Annotated in this window: 15 protein-coding genes and 2 pseudogenes; 11 read left to right on the plus strand and 6 right to left on the minus strand. The window is 64.9% G+C overall.

Going from position 1 to position 16,377, the window contains the following annotated elements:
* Positions 1-31 precede the first annotated feature (31 nt).
* The 3 genes from QP029_RS08065 (at position 32) to QP029_RS08075 (ending at position 2,972) form a co-directional block, all read left to right on the plus strand.
* Positions 32-2,005: an ATP-binding protein gene (locus QP029_RS08065; protein ID WP_284873833.1), complete on the plus strand. Its 1,974-nt coding sequence runs from the start codon at positions 32-34 to the stop codon at positions 2,003-2,005.
* Positions 2,006-2,130: 125 nt separating this feature from the next.
* Complete coding sequence (locus tag QP029_RS08070; RefSeq protein WP_284873834.1) at positions 2,131-2,424, plus strand: transposase; 294 nt, start codon at positions 2,131-2,133, stop codon at positions 2,422-2,424.
* Positions 2,421-2,972, plus strand: a complete 552-nt coding sequence (locus QP029_RS08075; RefSeq protein ID WP_284873835.1) for a hypothetical protein — start codon at positions 2,421-2,423, stop codon at positions 2,970-2,972. Before QP029_RS08070 ends, QP029_RS08075 begins: the two co-directional genes overlap by 4 nt.
* Here QP029_RS08075 and QP029_RS08080 read toward each other — a convergent pair.
* A pseudogene (locus QP029_RS08080) lies at positions 2,923-4,267 on the minus strand (IS256 family transposase). The gene QP029_RS08075 and the pseudogene QP029_RS08080 overlap by 50 nt on opposite strands.
* Positions 4,268-4,303: 36 nt before the next feature.
* Between QP029_RS08080 and QP029_RS08085 the strand changes: the two are divergent.
* The 3 genes and pseudogenes from QP029_RS08085 to QP029_RS08095 all read left to right on the plus strand — a co-directional run.
* Positions 4,304-4,771, plus strand: a pseudogene (locus tag QP029_RS08085) (transposase); the annotation flags it as partial.
* 238 nt (positions 4,772-5,009) lie between these two features.
* Positions 5,010-5,159: a hypothetical protein gene (locus QP029_RS08090; RefSeq protein WP_284873836.1), complete on the plus strand. Its 150-nt coding sequence runs from the start codon at positions 5,010-5,012 to the stop codon at positions 5,157-5,159.
* Positions 5,160-5,163: 4 nt separating this feature from the next.
* Positions 5,164-5,616, plus strand: a complete 453-nt coding sequence (locus tag QP029_RS08095) for a hypothetical protein (RefSeq protein WP_284873837.1) — start codon at positions 5,164-5,166, stop codon at positions 5,614-5,616.
* A 182-nt stretch (positions 5,617-5,798) separates the two neighbouring features.
* Here the strand turns inward: QP029_RS08095 and QP029_RS08100 are convergent, their stop codons facing one another.
* Positions 5,799-5,975: a hypothetical protein gene (locus QP029_RS08100; protein ID WP_284873838.1), complete on the minus strand. Its 177-nt coding sequence runs from the start codon at positions 5,973-5,975 to the stop codon at positions 5,799-5,801.
* 127 nt (positions 5,976-6,102) lie between these two features.
* Here QP029_RS08100 and QP029_RS08105 point away from each other — a divergent pair, with 127 nt between their 5' ends.
* The 3 genes from QP029_RS08105 to QP029_RS08115 all read left to right on the plus strand — a co-directional run bounded on the left by QP029_RS08105 (position 6,103) and on the right by QP029_RS08115 (position 8,101).
* A complete protein-coding gene (locus QP029_RS08105) occupies positions 6,103-6,426 on the plus strand; it encodes a putative quinol monooxygenase (RefSeq protein ID WP_284873839.1) in 324 nt (107 codons plus the stop codon).
* 16 nt (positions 6,427-6,442) lie between these two features.
* Positions 6,443-7,366, plus strand: coding sequence for a polyphosphate kinase 2 (gene ppk2, locus QP029_RS08110; RefSeq protein WP_284873840.1), 924 nt, complete (start codon positions 6,443-6,445; stop codon positions 7,364-7,366).
* Positions 7,367-7,450: 84 nt separating this feature from the next.
* On the plus strand, positions 7,451-8,101 hold the full coding sequence (locus tag QP029_RS08115; protein ID WP_284873841.1) for a DUF1648 domain-containing protein: 651 nt from the start codon (positions 7,451-7,453) through the stop codon (positions 8,099-8,101).
* Here the strand turns inward: QP029_RS08115 and QP029_RS08120 are convergent.
* Positions 8,098-8,883, minus strand: coding sequence for an HAD family hydrolase (locus QP029_RS08120; RefSeq protein ID WP_284873842.1), 786 nt, complete (start codon positions 8,881-8,883; stop codon positions 8,098-8,100). The two genes, QP029_RS08115 and QP029_RS08120, sit on opposite strands and share 4 nt — an antisense overlap.
* A 33-nt stretch (positions 8,884-8,916) precedes the next feature.
* On the opposite strand from QP029_RS08120, the gene QP029_RS08125 reads away from it, so the two are divergent.
* Positions 8,917-9,939, plus strand: a complete 1,023-nt coding sequence (locus QP029_RS08125) for a 3-hydroxyisobutyryl-CoA hydrolase (protein WP_284873843.1) — start codon at positions 8,917-8,919, stop codon at positions 9,937-9,939.
* Here QP029_RS08125 and QP029_RS08130 read toward each other — a convergent pair.
* Positions 9,926-11,029 carry a DUF6882 domain-containing protein gene (locus QP029_RS08130; RefSeq protein ID WP_284873844.1) on the minus strand — a complete coding sequence of 368 codons (1,104 nt, stop codon included), beginning with the start codon at positions 11,027-11,029 and terminating at the stop codon, positions 9,926-9,928. The two genes, QP029_RS08125 and QP029_RS08130, sit on opposite strands and share 14 nt — an antisense overlap.
* 89 nt (positions 11,030-11,118) lie before the next feature.
* On the opposite strand from QP029_RS08130, the gene QP029_RS08135 reads away from it, so the two are divergent.
* Positions 11,119-12,570: an alpha/beta hydrolase gene (locus QP029_RS08135; protein ID WP_284873845.1), complete on the plus strand. Its 1,452-nt coding sequence runs from the start codon at positions 11,119-11,121 to the stop codon at positions 12,568-12,570.
* Here QP029_RS08135 and QP029_RS08140 read toward each other — a convergent pair whose 3' ends face one another.
* Together QP029_RS08140 and glcB are read right to left on the minus strand one after the other, a co-directional pair.
* A complete protein-coding gene (locus QP029_RS08140; protein WP_284873846.1) occupies positions 12,571-13,809 on the minus strand; it encodes an alpha/beta hydrolase in 1,239 nt (412 codons plus the stop codon).
* A gap of 224 nt (positions 13,810-14,033) precedes the next feature.
* Positions 14,034-16,238, minus strand: coding sequence for a malate synthase G (gene glcB / locus QP029_RS08145; RefSeq protein ID WP_284873847.1), 2,205 nt, complete (start codon positions 16,236-16,238; stop codon positions 14,034-14,036).
* Positions 16,239-16,377 lie beyond the last annotated feature (139 nt).

The raw sequence follows: 16,377 nt of genomic DNA on the forward strand, positions 1-16,377 counted from the left end.
GTAGCGAACTCCCACGCTCTACCATGAGAAAGTGACTACTTTGACCATTCAAGCAGGTGGAGACCATATCCAGCGCCTTTCCGGACAAGGCTCTCCGGAAAAAGCTCTAGTCGAGCTTGTGTGGAACGCCCTCGACGCAGAAGCCACCAAAGTCGATGTCATCGTCGACCGAAACGACATCAACGGCATTGATGCGATCACCGTTAAAGACAACGGTCACGGCTTCAACAGCCACGAGGCACGCGGCGACTTCGGCAACATCGGCGATTCTTGGAAACGAAAAAACACTAAAACCAAGAATCACATGAGAGCCCTACACGGCAGTAAAGGCCAGGGGCGCATCCGTGGTTTCGCCCTCGGCACCGAGATTCACTGGGACAGCATCGCCAGGGCCGTAGCCGGCGGGTTTGAACGCACCACCGTTAAGGCCAATTCAGCCAGCCTAGCCCAGGTAACGATCTCATCCGAAGCACTTGAAGGCGAACACTGTGAAACTGGGACCAGTTTCACCGCAGAGAACAAGAGCCAAAGGACGTTGCCTCAGCTGGATTCCGGCGAGGCTAAGTCAGAACTCCTGGAGTCCTTTGCACCTCTGCTCATTGCGGAACCTGACCTGGTCATAAACTACGACGGCGAACGGCTCGACCCGAAGAGCAACATCCACGACGATAAAACACTAGTGGTGGAGTTCGGAAACGACGATCAGACCGCCCAACTTCGGGTCATCCGATGGAAGGCCGGTAAGCACCGCCGTATCCTGTTCGGCCCTACATCCGAGCACTTCATTGAACAACTCAACGACAGTGAAGGCTACAGTTCATACGCTTATACCGCCTACGCTTCTTCACAAGTGCTGAACGCGGACAATGCAAAAGACCTTGTCCTCGACGCGGTGGAAGGCTCGGAAGCTCCGTTGCTCCACTGTAAGGAAGCAGTCCTAACAACCCTTCATTCTTACCTTCGCACCAAGGCCTCAGAGGAACGCGAAAGACGCGTCTCGGATTGGAAGGAAAAGGGTGTTTACCCGTATGAGGGGACTCCAAAGAACAGGGCAGAACAAACTGAGAGGGCCGTATTCGACACCATTGCAGGGGCCATTTCCGACCAAATCCCCCGAGGCAAGGAAAGAGCCAAACTTACCCTCGACCTGCTAAAGACCTCGATGCAGAGCGACCCAGATAGCCTAAATAGGATTCTCTCTGAAGTAGTCAGCCTCTCTGAACGCGACCGCCAAGCGCTAGACATTCTGCTAAGAGAAACGACGCTGCCCAACATCATCCAGTCTGCCAACACTGTGTCTCGTAGATACAAAGTCCTAGCAGGATTGGAGAAGTTGGTCCTCAGTGGAGCCGATTCCAAACCTGTGAAAGAACGTCAGCATCTCCACATGATACTGGAAAACGAACTGTGGATATTTGGGGAAGGCTACTCAACAATGACGTCCGAAAGAGCCCTGACGAACCTGCTGCGCGAGCATCTTAAGCTCTCCGGACTCCCCGCGGACTCGGCGGAACCGGTGAAGACACTAGAAGGAAAGGCCGGTCGAACTGATCTCCACTTCGCGGTTCAAAACCGAGAGCATGACCGGACTAGGCACCTGATTGTCGAACTCAAACGACCATCCGTTAGTGCCACCAAGGAAGAACTTTCACAGGTTAGCAATTACGGAACTGCCATAGCTGAGGACCCGGCCTTCCGGGCTGGACAAAGCGAATGGGACATCGTGTTGGTAGTAAGTAACTTCGGGCGCGGCGTTCTGCGTGAAATCACAGACAAGAACACCGGGATGTTCAACGAGTACAACGAACCCGGGGAACCACACGTACGGATGTTTGTCCGCTCGTGGGCGACGATAATCGACGAAAATCGTCGGCGGCTCGACTTCATGAACAGGTCCCTCAAGATCAATCCAGACAGCGACGAAGGCCTCAACTACCTAAAGGACCTCTACCCGGACTACCTCCCCGCCGAAATCCTTCAAGAAGGAACGAACGAAGTTGCCTAGTTCACCATTCCAACTAGCCGCCTACTTTTCCACCCCACGACGTTAGCCTGAGTGACGGGTCTGGTGCAGGAACTGGTGACATCGAGCGTGGCTAGCCGAGAGGGCTGGCCTGGAAGGATGTCATCATGCCCAAGCCGTTCCCCAAGGAGTTCCGCGACGACGTGATCCGCGTGGCGGAGAATCGTGATCCGGAAGTGACGCTCGCGCAGATCGCGAAGGACTTCGGCGTCCATGTCGGAACTCTCGATAAGTGGATGCGGCAGGCCCGCATCGAGGCCGGCGAACAGCCGGGTGAGACGAAGCAGGAGTCCGTGGAGTTGCGTGATCTCCGTAAGCGCAATCGCCTCCTCGAGCAGGAGGTCGAGGTCCTGCGCCGCGCGACCGCGTATCTGTCTCAGGCTCATCTGCCGGGAAAATGATGTACCCGCTCGTTTCCGAGCTCGCCGCGGACGGGATTCCTGTCGTGGTGTCGTGTCGGGTATTGAAGCTCGCTCGTCAGCCGTACTACCGCTGGCTGAACAACCCCGTCACAAGGCGGGAGTTGGAGGAGGCGTATCGCGCGAACGCGCTGTTCAATGCTCACCGTGACGACCCGGAGTTCGGGTATCGGCTCCTCGCCGACGAAGCCCGCGACGAGGGCGAGCCGATGGCGGATCGGACGGCGTGGCGGATCGCATCGTTGAACGGCTGGTGGAGTGTGTTCGGGAAGAAGCGGAGCAAGAACGGCAAGAAGCCTGGCCCTGCTGTTCATGATGATCTCTGTGTCGTCATCGACGAGCGCGGCCGGGAGCGCCACCAGTTCGTCGCTTCCCGACCGAACCAGCTCTGGCTAACCGACATCACGGAACACAAAACGAGCGAAGGCCGACTTTATCTTTGCGGAGCGTGTCAAGTTGTTTGTGTGTGGGGCGTGATTATTAGAGGTAGGGCTCGAAGCGGTCCGGGTAGGCCACAGACATCTGGTTGATGGCCTGCTTCCAGTTCGTCACCCGCCTGCCCTCGATCAGCCGGCCACTGGTAGCCGCGACCCGTTTGCCCTGCTTAGCGCGCTTGGCGGCCCGTTTGTCCTCGATGTTGCAGATCATCAACCACAAGGTTTTGATCGCGGACTCATCGTTGGTAAACTGCACCCGATTCCGGGTGGCTTTGCGCAGCTCGTTGTTCATCGACTCAATCGAGTTCGTGGTGTAGATCACCTTCCGGGCCATGGGAGGAAACTCCAGGAACGGGATGAACCGGTCCCACGCATCGCGCCACACCTTGACTGACTGCGGGTACTTTTCCCCCAGCTCGGAGGCCTCGAACTCCGCCAACGCCGCCAGAGCGGTCTGCTCGGTGGGGGCGGTGTAGATCTTCTTCAGCTGGGCGGACACCGCTTTGCGATCTCCGTAGGCCACCCACCGGTTCGCTGCCCTGATCAGATGGACGACACAGGTCTGGACCATCGAATCCGGCCAGGTGGCTTCCACAGCCTCCGGCAGGCCCTTGAGCCCGTCGCAGCACACGATAAACACATCGTGTACGCCGCGGGTAGCGAGGTTGGCGCACACCTGGGCCCAGAACGAGGCTCCTTCCTCTTTCGCCAGCCAGATACCGAGGATGTGTTTGATCGAAGTCCATGTCCACCCCGATAGCCAGGTACGCGGATTTGTTGACCACCCGGCCCCCGTCACGGACTTTGATGCGTAACGCATCGAGGAAGATCACGGGGTAGAACTCCTCGAGTTGGCGGTTCTGCCAGATCAGCACCTCCTCGAGGACCGCATCGGTGATCGCGGAGATTGTTTCATGGGAGATGTCCACGCCCATGGCGGTGACCATGTGGTGCTGGATGTCTCGGACGGTCATGCCACCGGCATAGAGACTGATGATCATGTCGTCGACGTCGGTCAGCCGGCGGGATCCTTTGGGCACCATTGTCGGCAGGAAGGATCCGTCACGGTCCCTGGGAACAGCGACATCGACCGGTCCGTAGTTCGAATCGACCCGCTTGGGGTAGGAACCGTTACGGGAATTGTTCTGACCAGCGGCTTCCTTGCTGTCCCGGTCACCGTGCTGGTAGCCGAGGTGGGCATCCATCTCGGCGTTGAGGCCGCGGTTGATCGAGGCCTGGAGCAGGCCCCGGACGAGATCGTTGGCATCCGTTGTGGAGGTGCCGAGCTCGTCGATCAGTTTCGCCATCTCAGGATTGGCCAGCAGCTTTTCCTCGATCGCTTTGATCTTTGCGGAGTCTTCTGGGTTTCGTCGTGCCACGGTAGTCATTCTGGTTCATCTCCTTGGTGTGAGGGGAATCCCTCACACACAAACCATCTGACACCCTCTCTTTGCGCGGTCAAGGATGCGTTCAGCGGCCGGATCGTGGGCTACTCGATCGACTCGCGCATGAAGGCATCTCTCGCGGTTCGCGCTGTCCGCAACGCCGCCCGGATGCGCGGAAACGTGAACGGCTGCATCGTTCATTCGGACAGAGGGTCGCAGTTTCGAAGCAGGAAGCTGCGCCGCGAACTCGCTACCCATAATCTCGTCGGCTCGATGGGCAGGGTTGCTTCTTGCGGCGACAACGCGGCGATGGAATCGTTCTTCAGCCTGCTGCAGAAGAACGTCCTGAACCGGCGCTCCTGGGCCACCCGCGAACAGCTGCGCATCGCGATCGTGACCTGGATCGAGCGGACCTATCACCGGCGACGTCGACAGGTCCGCCTGGGCCGTTTGACGCCCATCGAGTTCGAGACCATCATGAACAACGACCTGGCCCTCGCGGCCTAACCAGAACTGTCACCAGTCCCTGCACCAGACCCGACCGCGACACCGGAGAAACGCATGAACACCCCCTTCGAAGTCACAGCAGGTCACGCGTAGGCTTGTCTCCCACCACCCACCAAACGAAAAGCACCCCATGAGCAACTCCTTCCGAACTGTCAATTTCCGGACCCACCGCCAGGTCAAGAACGACTCAATCCACATCAACTTCTCCCGCGAAGGCGGCCAGACCGTTGCTGTCAAGATGGCGACCCTCTACACAGACGGCACACTCAAGATCGTCGTCGACGACACGGAGACCTACTACCCGCCGACGTCCTACTTCAGCGTGGAGTTCCCGACCAGGGAGTCTGACGACAAGGACAAGCGCCGTACGCGAGTCGTGCTCGCGTAAAACTGTGCTGGAACACGACCGGCGGCAGGCCGCGATTCGACACCTCGCAGGACGAATCGCGGTCGAACTCGTCTGGCCCAACCCCGACCTCACCCCCGACCCCGAACAACACGCGGCACACCTGATCAGCCTCGTCTGCAACACCAACATCGACGTCGGCCTCGCCGCCCTGGCCGTCGCCGGCCCCCTCATCGCAGACCTCCACGGGCACCCACCCAATATCAACCTCGCCGCAGCGCTCATGGAGGACACCCTCGACGACCACCCCGACAACCGACTCGGCCACGACATCGGAATCGGATTCTGCCGCCACGTCTTCAACGTCGACACCATCGACCAGGCCATCGACTTCTTCGGGGAAACCATCGCCGATCCCACCCTGACCCAGGAACAAGCCGACGCGATGTTCCTGACCGCCCTCAGCACAATCTTCACGATCTACGCCACCGCGTTCTAACCAGTCACCCGCCTCCACCAGCATGGCGGCATGACCACACCTGATGACCTCCTCCGCAACGTCGTCGCCGCTGAAACCGGCGGATGGACCGAAGCACAGAAAGCAGCCCTGCTGCACCGCCTCGCCCGCGAAGCCACCCGCATCGATGTCGGCCACCGCTACCCCACCGCCGGGACCCTCGCTCAGTCCATCGACCCCACCACCACAGCCAGTGGCTCCCGGTGTCCCAGGCACGCCGTGGCGATCATTTGGAGCTGCCACAGCTCCGGCTCCTCCGGGAGGTGGGCGAGGAGGGCGTCGAGGAGCTCCCGGCGTGACCGAGCGACGAGGTAGGTGTCGGCATCATCCGGAAAAATCATGGGGCCAGAATCCCACAGGAATCCCGCACGCGCTCCGACTCTCGCAGCACGAGCGGCGCGGGTGGCACGAATGGCACAGCGTTGACCAGCGCAAATAGAAACCTCCAGGTCGCGTACCCTGGTGGGCATGATCCTCATCAACGTCAAATTCCGCCCGCTGCCCGAGCACGTCGAGAACTTCCGCGAGATCGTCGCGGAGTTCACCGAGAAGACGCGCCAGGAGGCGGGCTGCATCTTCTTCGAGTGGTCCCGCAACACCGATGATCCGTCGGAGTACATCCTCATTGAGGCGTTCCAGGATGACGCCGCGGAGGCGCACGTGAACTCCGATCATTTCACGGCCGCCACGGAGCTGTTCCCGACGGTGCTGTCGGAGACCCCGCAGATCATCAACACCTTCATCGAGGGGAAGAGCGACTGGGACCGGATGGCCGAGTTCCAGGTCGGCTGACGGTAGGCTTTAGACCATGGGTAAAAAGGACACCGCTGCTGCCGCCAGCAAAGCTGAGAAGGCCGAGAAGCCGGAGAAGCTGAACTCGAAGGCGTATGAGAAGGAACTCAAGCGCCTGCAGGCTGAGCTGGTGGACATGCAGCAGTGGGTGGTGGAGACGGGCGCGCGGGTGGTCATCATCATGGAGGGCCGTGACGCCGCCGGTAAGGGTTCCGCCATCAAGCGGATCACCCAGTACCTCAACCCGCGGTCGGCCCGCATCGAGGCGCTGCCGGCACCGAGCTCCCGGGAGCAGGGTCAGTGGTACTTCCAGCGGTACGTGGAGAAGCTGCCCACCGCCGGTGAGATCGTCATCTTCGACCGCTCCTGGTACAACCGCGCCGGAGTGGAGCGGGTCATGGGCTTCTGCACCTCGCAGGAGTACCGCCGGTTCCTGCACCAGGCCCCGATCTTCGAGCGTCTGCTCGTCGAGGACGGCATCCTGCTGCGCAAGTACTGGTTCTCGGTCTCGGATGAGGAGCAGCTCGCACGTTTCCAGTCCCGCCTGGAGGATCCGCTGCGCCGCTGGAAGCTGTCGCCGATGGATCTGCAGTCGATCACCCGCTGGGAGGACTATTCCCGGGCGAAGGATGAGATGTTCATCCACACCGACATCCCCTCGGCACCCTGGTACACGGTGGAGAGCGAGGACAAGAAGCGTTCCCGCATCAACGTGATCTCGCATCTGCTCTCGACGATCCCGTACGAGAAGATCGAGCGTCCGCTGCCGGAGATCCCCGAGCGACCGGGCTCGGACAACAACTACGAGCGCCCGCCGCGTGCGGAGTTCCGTTACGTCCCGGACGTGGCGGCGAACCTGGCCAAGAGCCGCACCGGGGACAACGGGGACAAGGGCGGCAAGACGAAGTCCCGGAAGGAGCGCCCGGATGGACGCCACTGACATCGGGGACGACGCGCAGCGCTCCGCCCGAACCCGGCCCCGATCCCGTGGGCCCGGTACCTCGTCGGGTTCGCGGTGACTGCCGTGTCGCTGGCGTTCGCGATGACCTACTACGACGCGGTGCCGGACCCGATGCCGGTCCACTTCGACGCTGCGGGTGAACCCGATTCCTTCACTGCGAAAACGGTGCCGGGGTTCCTCGGCATGCATCTGCTCGGCCCGGGCGTCACCATGCTCACCGGCCTGGCGTCCGCCGCGCTCGTCACGTCCCAGGCCCGGTCGGCGGCCGAGGACACCTTTCCCGCGCGTGCTCCGGAGGACCGGGCCCGGACGGTCGGCATCCTCAGCCGACTGCAGAAGCCGATGGCGACGTATCTCGTCGCCCTCGCCATCATTGTCGCCCTCGCCGTCCATCAGTCGTTTGGTGCGTTCGGTGACTGGAATCTGTCGATCTGGTGGGTGCTCGCCGCGATCGGCCTGCTCACCGTCTGGCTCATGGTCACCCTGTCCCGTTCCGTCCGCGACGCTGAGGTGGAGAATCCACCGGCCAGTGACGCCGAGCGCCTGAGGTGGGGGATGTTCTACGTCAACCCGGCGGATGAGCGGGTGTTCGTCGACCTGATGGGCGGGGCGAACCTGACGTTCAACTTCGCCCGACCGTTGGCGTGGGTGGTCCTGCTCGCCTTGCTCACCCCGGTGATCCTCGTCCTGATTCTCGTCGGCCTGTCCAGCTAGGAATCGAGCAGCTCCCGCAGCACCGTCACCACGCCGGCCTCGGTGTTGGGTGGGGCGATGTGGTCGGCGATGGCCCTGATGTCGGGGTGGGCGTTGTCCATGGCCCAGGCGGTGCCGGCGGCCTCGAGGAGTTCGTAGTCGTTGAGGTAGTCGCCGAAGGCGAGGGTGCGTGCTTGGGGGACGCCGAGGGCGTCGGCAAGCGCGAGGAGGGCGCGGCCCTTGCCGGCGGTGGGGTCCATGACGTCGATCCAGTGGGCGCCGGAGACGACGACGTTGGCGTCGGGGGCAGCGGCGCGGACGACGGGGTAGGCGACGGTCTCGGCGTCCTCGTCGGTGAACACGGCGACCTTGATCACGCCGTGGTCCACCACCGCATGGAGGTCGGTGACCTCCTCCTTGGACACGTAGTACTTGTCGATCTCCCTGCCCGTCGCCGTCGACAGTCCGGGCAGGACGTAGGCGACGGTGGGGGTGCAGATGACCAGGTCGAAGTCGGCCGCCGCGTCGATGATGGCGTGGACGGCGGCCGGGTCGAGTTCCGTGGTGGAGACGACCTCGCCGTCGTGGAAGACGCACGTGCCGTTCTCCGCGATGTAGGTGCCGGGGTCGTGCTCACCGTCGAACATCGCCCGGAGGGTGGCCAGCTGCCGTCCCGAGGCGGGGGCGACGGCCACGCCGCGGCGCTGCAGTTCGACGAGGACGTCCCAGAAGCCCTCGGGGATCTGGCCGGCGCCGTCGAGAAGCGTTCCGTCCATGTCCAGGGCGATCAGTCCGTAATCCATCTGGGGTTCCCTTACCTTCCGTACACTGTGGCCATGAACACAAGCACCGATGCTCCCGTCCTCGTGTCCGTCCGCAACACTACCGGCGTCCTCGAACTCAACCGGCCGAAGGCGCTCAACAGTCTCAATCCGGAGATGGTGGGGATCATCACCGACGCGCTCGAGCGGTGGCGCGACGATGATGGCATCACCCAGGTGCTCATCACGTCGACCTCGGAGAAGGCGTTCTGTTCCGGTGGCGACGTCCGCTTCGCCCGCGAGGGCATTCTCGACGGCCGCGAGGACGACGTCGACCGTTTCTTCGCCGACGAGTACGCGATGAACAACCTCATCGGCACCTACCCCAAGCCGTACATCGCGCTCATCGACGGCATCGTCATGGGCGGCGGCCTCGGGGTCTCCGCGCACGGCTCGCACCGCATCATCACCGGGAAGGCGTGGGCGTCGATGCCGGAGATGGCCATCGGCTACGTCACCGACGTCGGCATCGCCCACGCCTCCCAGCACTGGCCGGGCTCCAGCCCCGCGATCGGCGCGTTCATCGGCCTGACCGGCTACCGCCTCCGGACGGCGGACCTGCTCCACACCGGCCTGGCCACCCACCTCGTCGCCGACGCGGCCGCCTTCACCGAGTCGCTCATCGCCGAGGGTGTCGACGCCGCCGTGGCCACCCACGCCATCACCCCGGACGAATCCTCCCGCATCGCCGAATGGACCCCGGCCATCGAGGCCACCTTCGGCGCCGGCTCCTGGGAGCGTATCGACGCCGCCCTGGACACCCACGAGGACACCTCCTTCGTCGCGGAGGTCCGGGAACTCATGGCGAAGGCCTCACCGTCGGCGGTGGTCGCCGCCGCGGAACTCTACGACGCCAACCGCACTGCCCCGGACCTGGCCGCCTCCCTGCGCAACGAGACCGTCCTCGGCGAGCTGGTGCGCCGCCAGCCTGACTTCGTCGAGGGGGTGCGCGCCGTGCTGGTGGACAAGACCCAGGACGCGCAGTTCATCCCGGCCCAGGACCCGGCCGTCTACCGGGAGGTCCTCACCCGGTGGTGATACCCCGACGCGACCGGTAGGCGGCCAACGCCCGGTCCCGGTCGAGGGCCGGATCCAGCGGGGCCTGCAGCGTCGCCGCCACCGTCTCCTCGGTGGGGGCGGGCAGGTGGAGCTCGGGGGCGTCGAGAAGCACCACGGCGGAGGTGGTGTCGTTGAGGCGGGTCACGGCATGGGTCCAGATCCCCAGGACCGGTTTGGCCACCTCCTCCAGGGCCAGGTGGCGGGCACGGTCGACGGGCACCGACGGCCGGAACAGTTCCGGGATGCCCTGGTCGAGGCCGAAGCGGCGCAGATTCGCCGCCGCCGTCGGCGGCAGGTGGGGGTCCGCCCACGCCCAGGTCCAGCTGTCCCCGGTGATGGTGGCGATGATGACCGCGGTCGCCTGCACCCGGTCGGCGATCAGCGCGGTCCCGCGCCCGATGTTCACCTGGACGATCGCGTCCGGGAACCTGCCCACCAGCAGCAACTGGTGCTCGAAGGAGAGGTAGCGGGCGTCAGCCCGGACCTGCGCGAGGGTGAGGCCGCCGCCGACGTGGGTGACGCGGCCGTCGACAAGCGTGAGGGCGGTGCCGTCGGAGAAGCTCACCGCATCCCCCTCCCGGCGGATGCCCAGGCCGCGGGTCGCGGCGAAGCCCAGGAGGGAGCGCTCCACGTCCACGCCCTCCGGCATCCCGACGAGCCCGGCGATGAGGGAGTCCCGCACCGGCCCGGGGGAGGGGCGGAACCCCACCGCGATGACCCGGGTGAGCTCCCCGGACGGGGCGAGCAGCACCGGCACATTGCCGTGCAGCGTGCGGGCGGCGGCGACGAGCTGGTCATCGGCCGGGTGCGAGCCGTGCAGCTCTGCGATGTCCGGCACCCCGGGCCACGCGGGCTCCCAGGTCCATTCTCCACCTCGGATGACGGCGACCTGCCTCCCCGGCAGATCCACCGCAGCCTGATCCCGGCGGTGCACCCGGACCTCGTCGCCGCTGAACTCCACCCCCGTCACCTGGCCGAACTCCCGCCGCCACGCCTCATCGACACCCGCCTGGACCAGCGCACCGTCGGCAATGACATCGGACAGGGAGGTGGGAGCGGTAAGATCCATGGGCACCACCTTAATCGGCGGGTTGAGTTACGGGGCTTGTGTGAACAATGATGGTCGGATAAGCGTCCCGTGATTGAAAGGCCCCCGCCGTGCCCCGCTTCACCTCCAGGCCCCTCGCCGCAGCCGTCCTCGCCGGGATCCTGACTCCGGCCATCATCGCGCCGCACGCCGCCGCCGTCGATTACGGGATGGACCCGGATGTGGTCCAGAACCCCGCCGACACCCCCAACCGGCCCGAGACCTCCGGGTCAGGGCCCTCGATGCTCACCCAGGGCTCGTCGGACGGCACCGTCACCGAGGGCCTGATCAACGACTACCGCCCGCAGACGGTCAACCCGATGTTCCCCGAGGGCCGGGACCATCTGCCCACCGCGGACATCGACATGGACCCGGAGGTCCTCGCCCGCCTGGCCGAGTACGCCAAGGTCGACGGCGACCGCATCCGCCAGATCAACGCGTACTCCCCGTCCATGGGCCGGACCATCCCCCTCGTGTGGATCGTGCCGCAGGACCTCAGCGAACCCCGCCCTATCGTCTACGCCCTCGGCGGCGGCGACGGCGGCCAGGGCCGGGACAACTGGATCACCCGCAGCGACATGGTCGACTTCTACTCCGAAAAGAACATCCACGTCATCCTCCCCATGCTCGGCGCCTACAGCTACTACTCCGACTGGCTCGAGGAGAACCCCGACCAGGGCGGCAAGCAGATGTGGGAGACCTTCCTTACCCACGAGCTGCCCGGGCCGCTGGAGGCGGAACTGGGCGCCGACGGCACCCGCAGCCTCATCGGCATGTCCATGTCCGGCACCACTGCCCTGCTCTACGCCACCCACCAGCCCGGCTTCTACGACTCCGTGGCCTCCCTCTCCGGCTGCGGCGACACCAACTCCTGGCTCGGCCGCCGGGGTGTCGCCTCCACCATCTACAACGGCAACGGCACCCCGGAGATGATGTGGGGCGCACCCAACAGCGACTACTCCCGCTACCAGGACGCCGTCATCAACGCCGGCCGCCTGGCAGAACAGCCGAACCTCTACGTCTACGCCGCCTCCGGCCTGCCCGGGGACCTCGACTTCCTCGGCCCCAACGCGCCCGCCGACGACGGCGCCTGGGATGACCGACGCGGACCCGGCTTCTACATCGAGGCCGCCTCCAACCTGTGCGCTCACCGCCTCAAGCAGGCGACCGACGCCCGGGGCATCGACACCGTCTACTACGACTTCGCCACCACCGGCACCCACTCCTGGGACGCCTGGAATAACGCTCTGCGGGAGTTCTGGCCCATCCAGGCCCGCGGTTTCGGCATCGACGGCGGCTCCGTCACCCCGGGCCTCGACGGTGAGGAGGCCCCGTGGGTCGGTTCCTCCGACTCCAGCCGCTACACCGACCTGTTCGGGCCGTCCTCCGAAATTTACGGCGGTTCGACCGCGCCGGCCCTGTCCTCGCGTCTCGACGACCCGTCGCTCTCCTCGCAGTCTTCGGTGCCGGACGGCTCCTCGGACTCGTCCGGGTCTTCGGGCTCGTCGGGGTCGTCCGACTAGTTAGTACAGGCTCGGGCGGATGGTGTCCCACGCCGCCTGGATCTGCGGCTGGAACGTGGACCACTTGTGCACACCGGGACCGGTGTACTCGATCACCTGGTGGTTCATCCCGGCGCCGGTCATCGCTTCGTCGAGCTCCTGGGTGCACAGGTACGCGCCCTGCTCCAGGAGGATGCCCGTGGTGATGGTCGATGGCGGGACGTCGGTGTAGTCGAAGTCCGGGTCGAAGTTGTACTCGCCGTTGGCGGCGGAGAGGTAGACGGCCATGTTCCGCAGGCCCTCCGGGTTGTGGGTGACGTCATGGCGCAGCCACTGCTCGGAACCGAACGGGCCCCACATGTTCTCCAGGGTGCCGCCGCGGGAGGCGACGGTGATGTGGGCGGTCTGCCGTCCGACGTTGCTCATGGTGGAGTAGCAGCCGGAGATGCCGAAGACGCCGTCGAACATGTCGGGGTTGGTGTTGGCCAGGTGCACCGCGCCGGTGGCACCCATCGAGAGTCCGCCGATGCCGCGCCTGCCGTTGAAGTTGAGGTCCTCCTCGGCCTCCAGCAGCGGGGCCAGTTCCTCGGTGATGAAGGTCTCCCACATGTGGCGGCCGAGGACCGGGTCGTCGGCGATCCAGTCGGAGTACATCGACGCCATGGCCTCGGTGGGCATGACGAGGGTGACGTTCTCGTCGGCGAAGAAGGTCTCCGCCTCGCCGGGGCCGAGCCACTCGGAGACCCGGCCCGCCTCGACACCGTCGAGCAGGTAGAGCATCGGGGCGGGGGTGGAGGCGTCGGTCGGGAGCATGACCTGGACCTCGACGTTGCGGGCCATGGCGGGCGACGCGATGGTCCAGCGTTCGACCCGGTCGCTCTCCGGGACGCGGGAGATCACCTCGGCGGTGGTGATGGACTCGTCGATGGGCTTGGGGTAGCCGGGGTTGACGGAGACCAGGTCGGAGGACAGGCGGAACTCGGAGGAGCCGGCCAGCCGCAGGGAGGACAGGAGTGCCTCCAGTGAGCTTCCGCTGGTGGCCACGGACGACTGGGAGGAGTTGACCACCAGTGAACGGAGGAAGGAGTCCAGCCCGGGGGAACCGGTGGCCCCGGACTTGCCGGACGAGGAGCTCGACCCGCCCGCGGTTGTGTCGGTGTCGGTGTCCTGGGCCAGCGCCGGGGTGATGCCGAGCAGGGATGCGGCGAGGGTGGCCGCCGTGGCGGTGCGCAGGGTGCGGCGGGTGAATCGGGGGGACATGGGGTGAGGGCCTCCGGGTGGGCCACCTGACGGTGGACGGGACGGGCGGGCACCTCGGCGTGGTGCTCGGCTCGGACGGTTGTACAGATTACCGACGGGCCGGGGTTTTGCAAGCACGGAAAAGGCCCGCCCACCCATCCGGGTGACCGGGCCTGACCTGCAGTTTAGCGTCTCATGTTGGGGTCCTGAGCGGGACCTGATCGTGAACGCAGGATGTCCTTACTTCACGCCTGCTTGATGCCCTCACGCTGCTTGAACTCGCGGCGCTTGGCGTGCAGGATCGGCTCGGTGTAACCGGACGGGGACTCGGTGCCCTTGAGGATGAGATCCTTGGCCGCCTGGAAGGCGATGGAGTAGTCGTAGTCCTTCGCCATCGGCAGGTAGTTCGGGTCGCCCTCATTCTGGCGGTCGACGACGACGGCCATGCGCTCCAGGGACTCGACGATCTGCTCCTCGGTGACCACACCGTGGACCAGCCAGTTGCATAGCAGCTGGGAGGAGATGCGCAGGGTCGCGCGGTCCTCCATGAGGTCGATGTCGTGGATGTCCGGGACCTTGGAGCAGCCGACACCCTGCTCGACCCAGCGGACGACGTAACCGAGGATGGACTGGCAGTTGTTGTCCAGCTCCTCCTTGAGCTCCTCGGCCGACCAGTCGGTGGACGGGGAGACCGGGACGGTGAGCAGGCCGGCGAAGGTCTCGCGTCGGCCGGCGGCCTTGAGCTCCTCCTGGACGGCGAAGACGTCGACCTGGTGGTAGTGCGTGGCGTGGAGGACGGCACCGGTCGGGGAGGGGACCCAGGCGGTGTTCGCGCCCTCACGGGGCTGGCCGATCTTGGTCTCGAGCATCTCTGCCATGAGCTCGGTCATGGCCCACATGCCCTTGCCGATCTGGGACTTGCCGGACAGTCCACGGGCGAGGCCGGTGTCGACGTTGGCGTCCTCGTAGGACTGCTTCCACGGTGCCTTCTGCATGTCGGCCTTGCGGACCATCGCGCCGGCCTGCATGGAGGTGTGGATCTCGTCGCCGGTGCGGTCGAGGAAGCCGGTGTTGATGAACGCCAGTCGGTCGGCGACGTTCATGATGCAGGCGTCGAGGTTGACGGAGGTGCGACGCTCCTCGTCCATGACGCCGACCTTGAGGGTGTAACGCGGCAGGCCGAGGAGGTCCTCGACGCGGGCGAAGAGGTCGTTGGTGAAGGCGACCTCGTCGGGGCCGTGCTGCTTCGGCTTGACGATGTAGATCGAGCCGGTGCGCGAGTTGCGCAGCGGGTTGCGCACGTCCAGGCCCGGGATGGCGGAGACGGTGGTGATGACCGCGTCCATGATGCCCTCGAAGATCTCCTCGCCGTCGACGAGGATCGCCGGGTTCTGCATGAGGTGTCCGACGTTGCGGACGAAGAGCAGGGAGCGGCCGTGAAGGCGGATGTCGGTGCCGTTGCGGCCGATGAACTTGCGGTCCTCGTTGAGGCGGCGGGTGATGGTCTTGTCACCCTTCTGGACTTCTTCCTGCAGGTCGCCGGTGTTGAGGCCGAACCAGTTGCGGTAGCCGAGGGTCTTGTCCTCGCCGTCGACGGCGGCGATGGAGTCCTCGAAGTCCATGATCGTGGAGACGGCGGCCTCGAGGACGATGTCCTTGACGCCGGCCTTGTCGTCCTTGCCCACCGGGGTGGAGGGGTCGATCTGGATCTCGATGTGCAGACCGTTGTTGCGCAGCAGGATGGAGGCGGGGTCCTCGATGTTGCCGGAGAAACCGCGGTAGGCGGCCTTGTCCTGAAGGCGGTGCTCCTGCCCGCCGACGTGGGCGGCGAGGTAGCCGTCGATGACGGAGTAGCGGTCGACGTCGGCGTGGGAGGCGCCCTCGAGCGGGACGGCCTGGTCGAGGAAGTTACGGCCCCAGGCGATGACCTTCTGGCCACGGACCGGGTTGTAGCCCCTGCCCTTCTCGGCCCCGTCCTCCTCGGAGATGGCGTTGGTGCCGTAGAGGGCATCGTAGAGGGAACCCCAGCGGGCGTTCGCGGCATTGAGGGCGAAGCGGGCGTTGAGGATCGGGACGACCAGCTGCGGGCCGGCCATGGTGGCGATCTCGTCGTCGATGCCACGGGTGCGGATCTCGCCGTCCTCCGGTGCGTCGACGAGGTAGCCGATCTCGCGGAGGAAGGTCTCGTGCTCGGCCGGGTCCGGCTGGCCGGGGTTGGCCTTGAAGTGCTCGTCGAGTGTGGCCTGCAGTTCGTCGCGCCGGGCCAGCAGCTCCTTGTTGCGCGGGGTGAAGTCCCGGACGATCTCGGCGAAGCCGTTCCAGAACTCGTCGGCGTCGACGCCCACGGTCGGCAGCACGTCGTCGGCGAGGAAGTCGTGGAGGACGGTGGCCACCTGGAGGCCGGCGACCTCGGTGCGCGCGGTGGTGTCCTTCGGCTCAGTCTGAGTCATCTGAAGCTCCTTGGGAGAGAGAAAAGCTGGTTCGGTCGCGTTCGTGCGACGGGTTCAGACTAAGTGATTCCAGTCACGACGTAAACGGTTTCGCGGATTTAGCCATCCTCTACCCCTGCGGTGACTGGGGTCTCAGTGG

This window comes from Corynebacterium suedekumii (assembly GCF_030252185.1).
In the GTDB taxonomy this organism is placed as follows: Bacteria; Actinomycetota; Actinomycetes; order Mycobacteriales; family Mycobacteriaceae; genus Corynebacterium; species Corynebacterium suedekumii.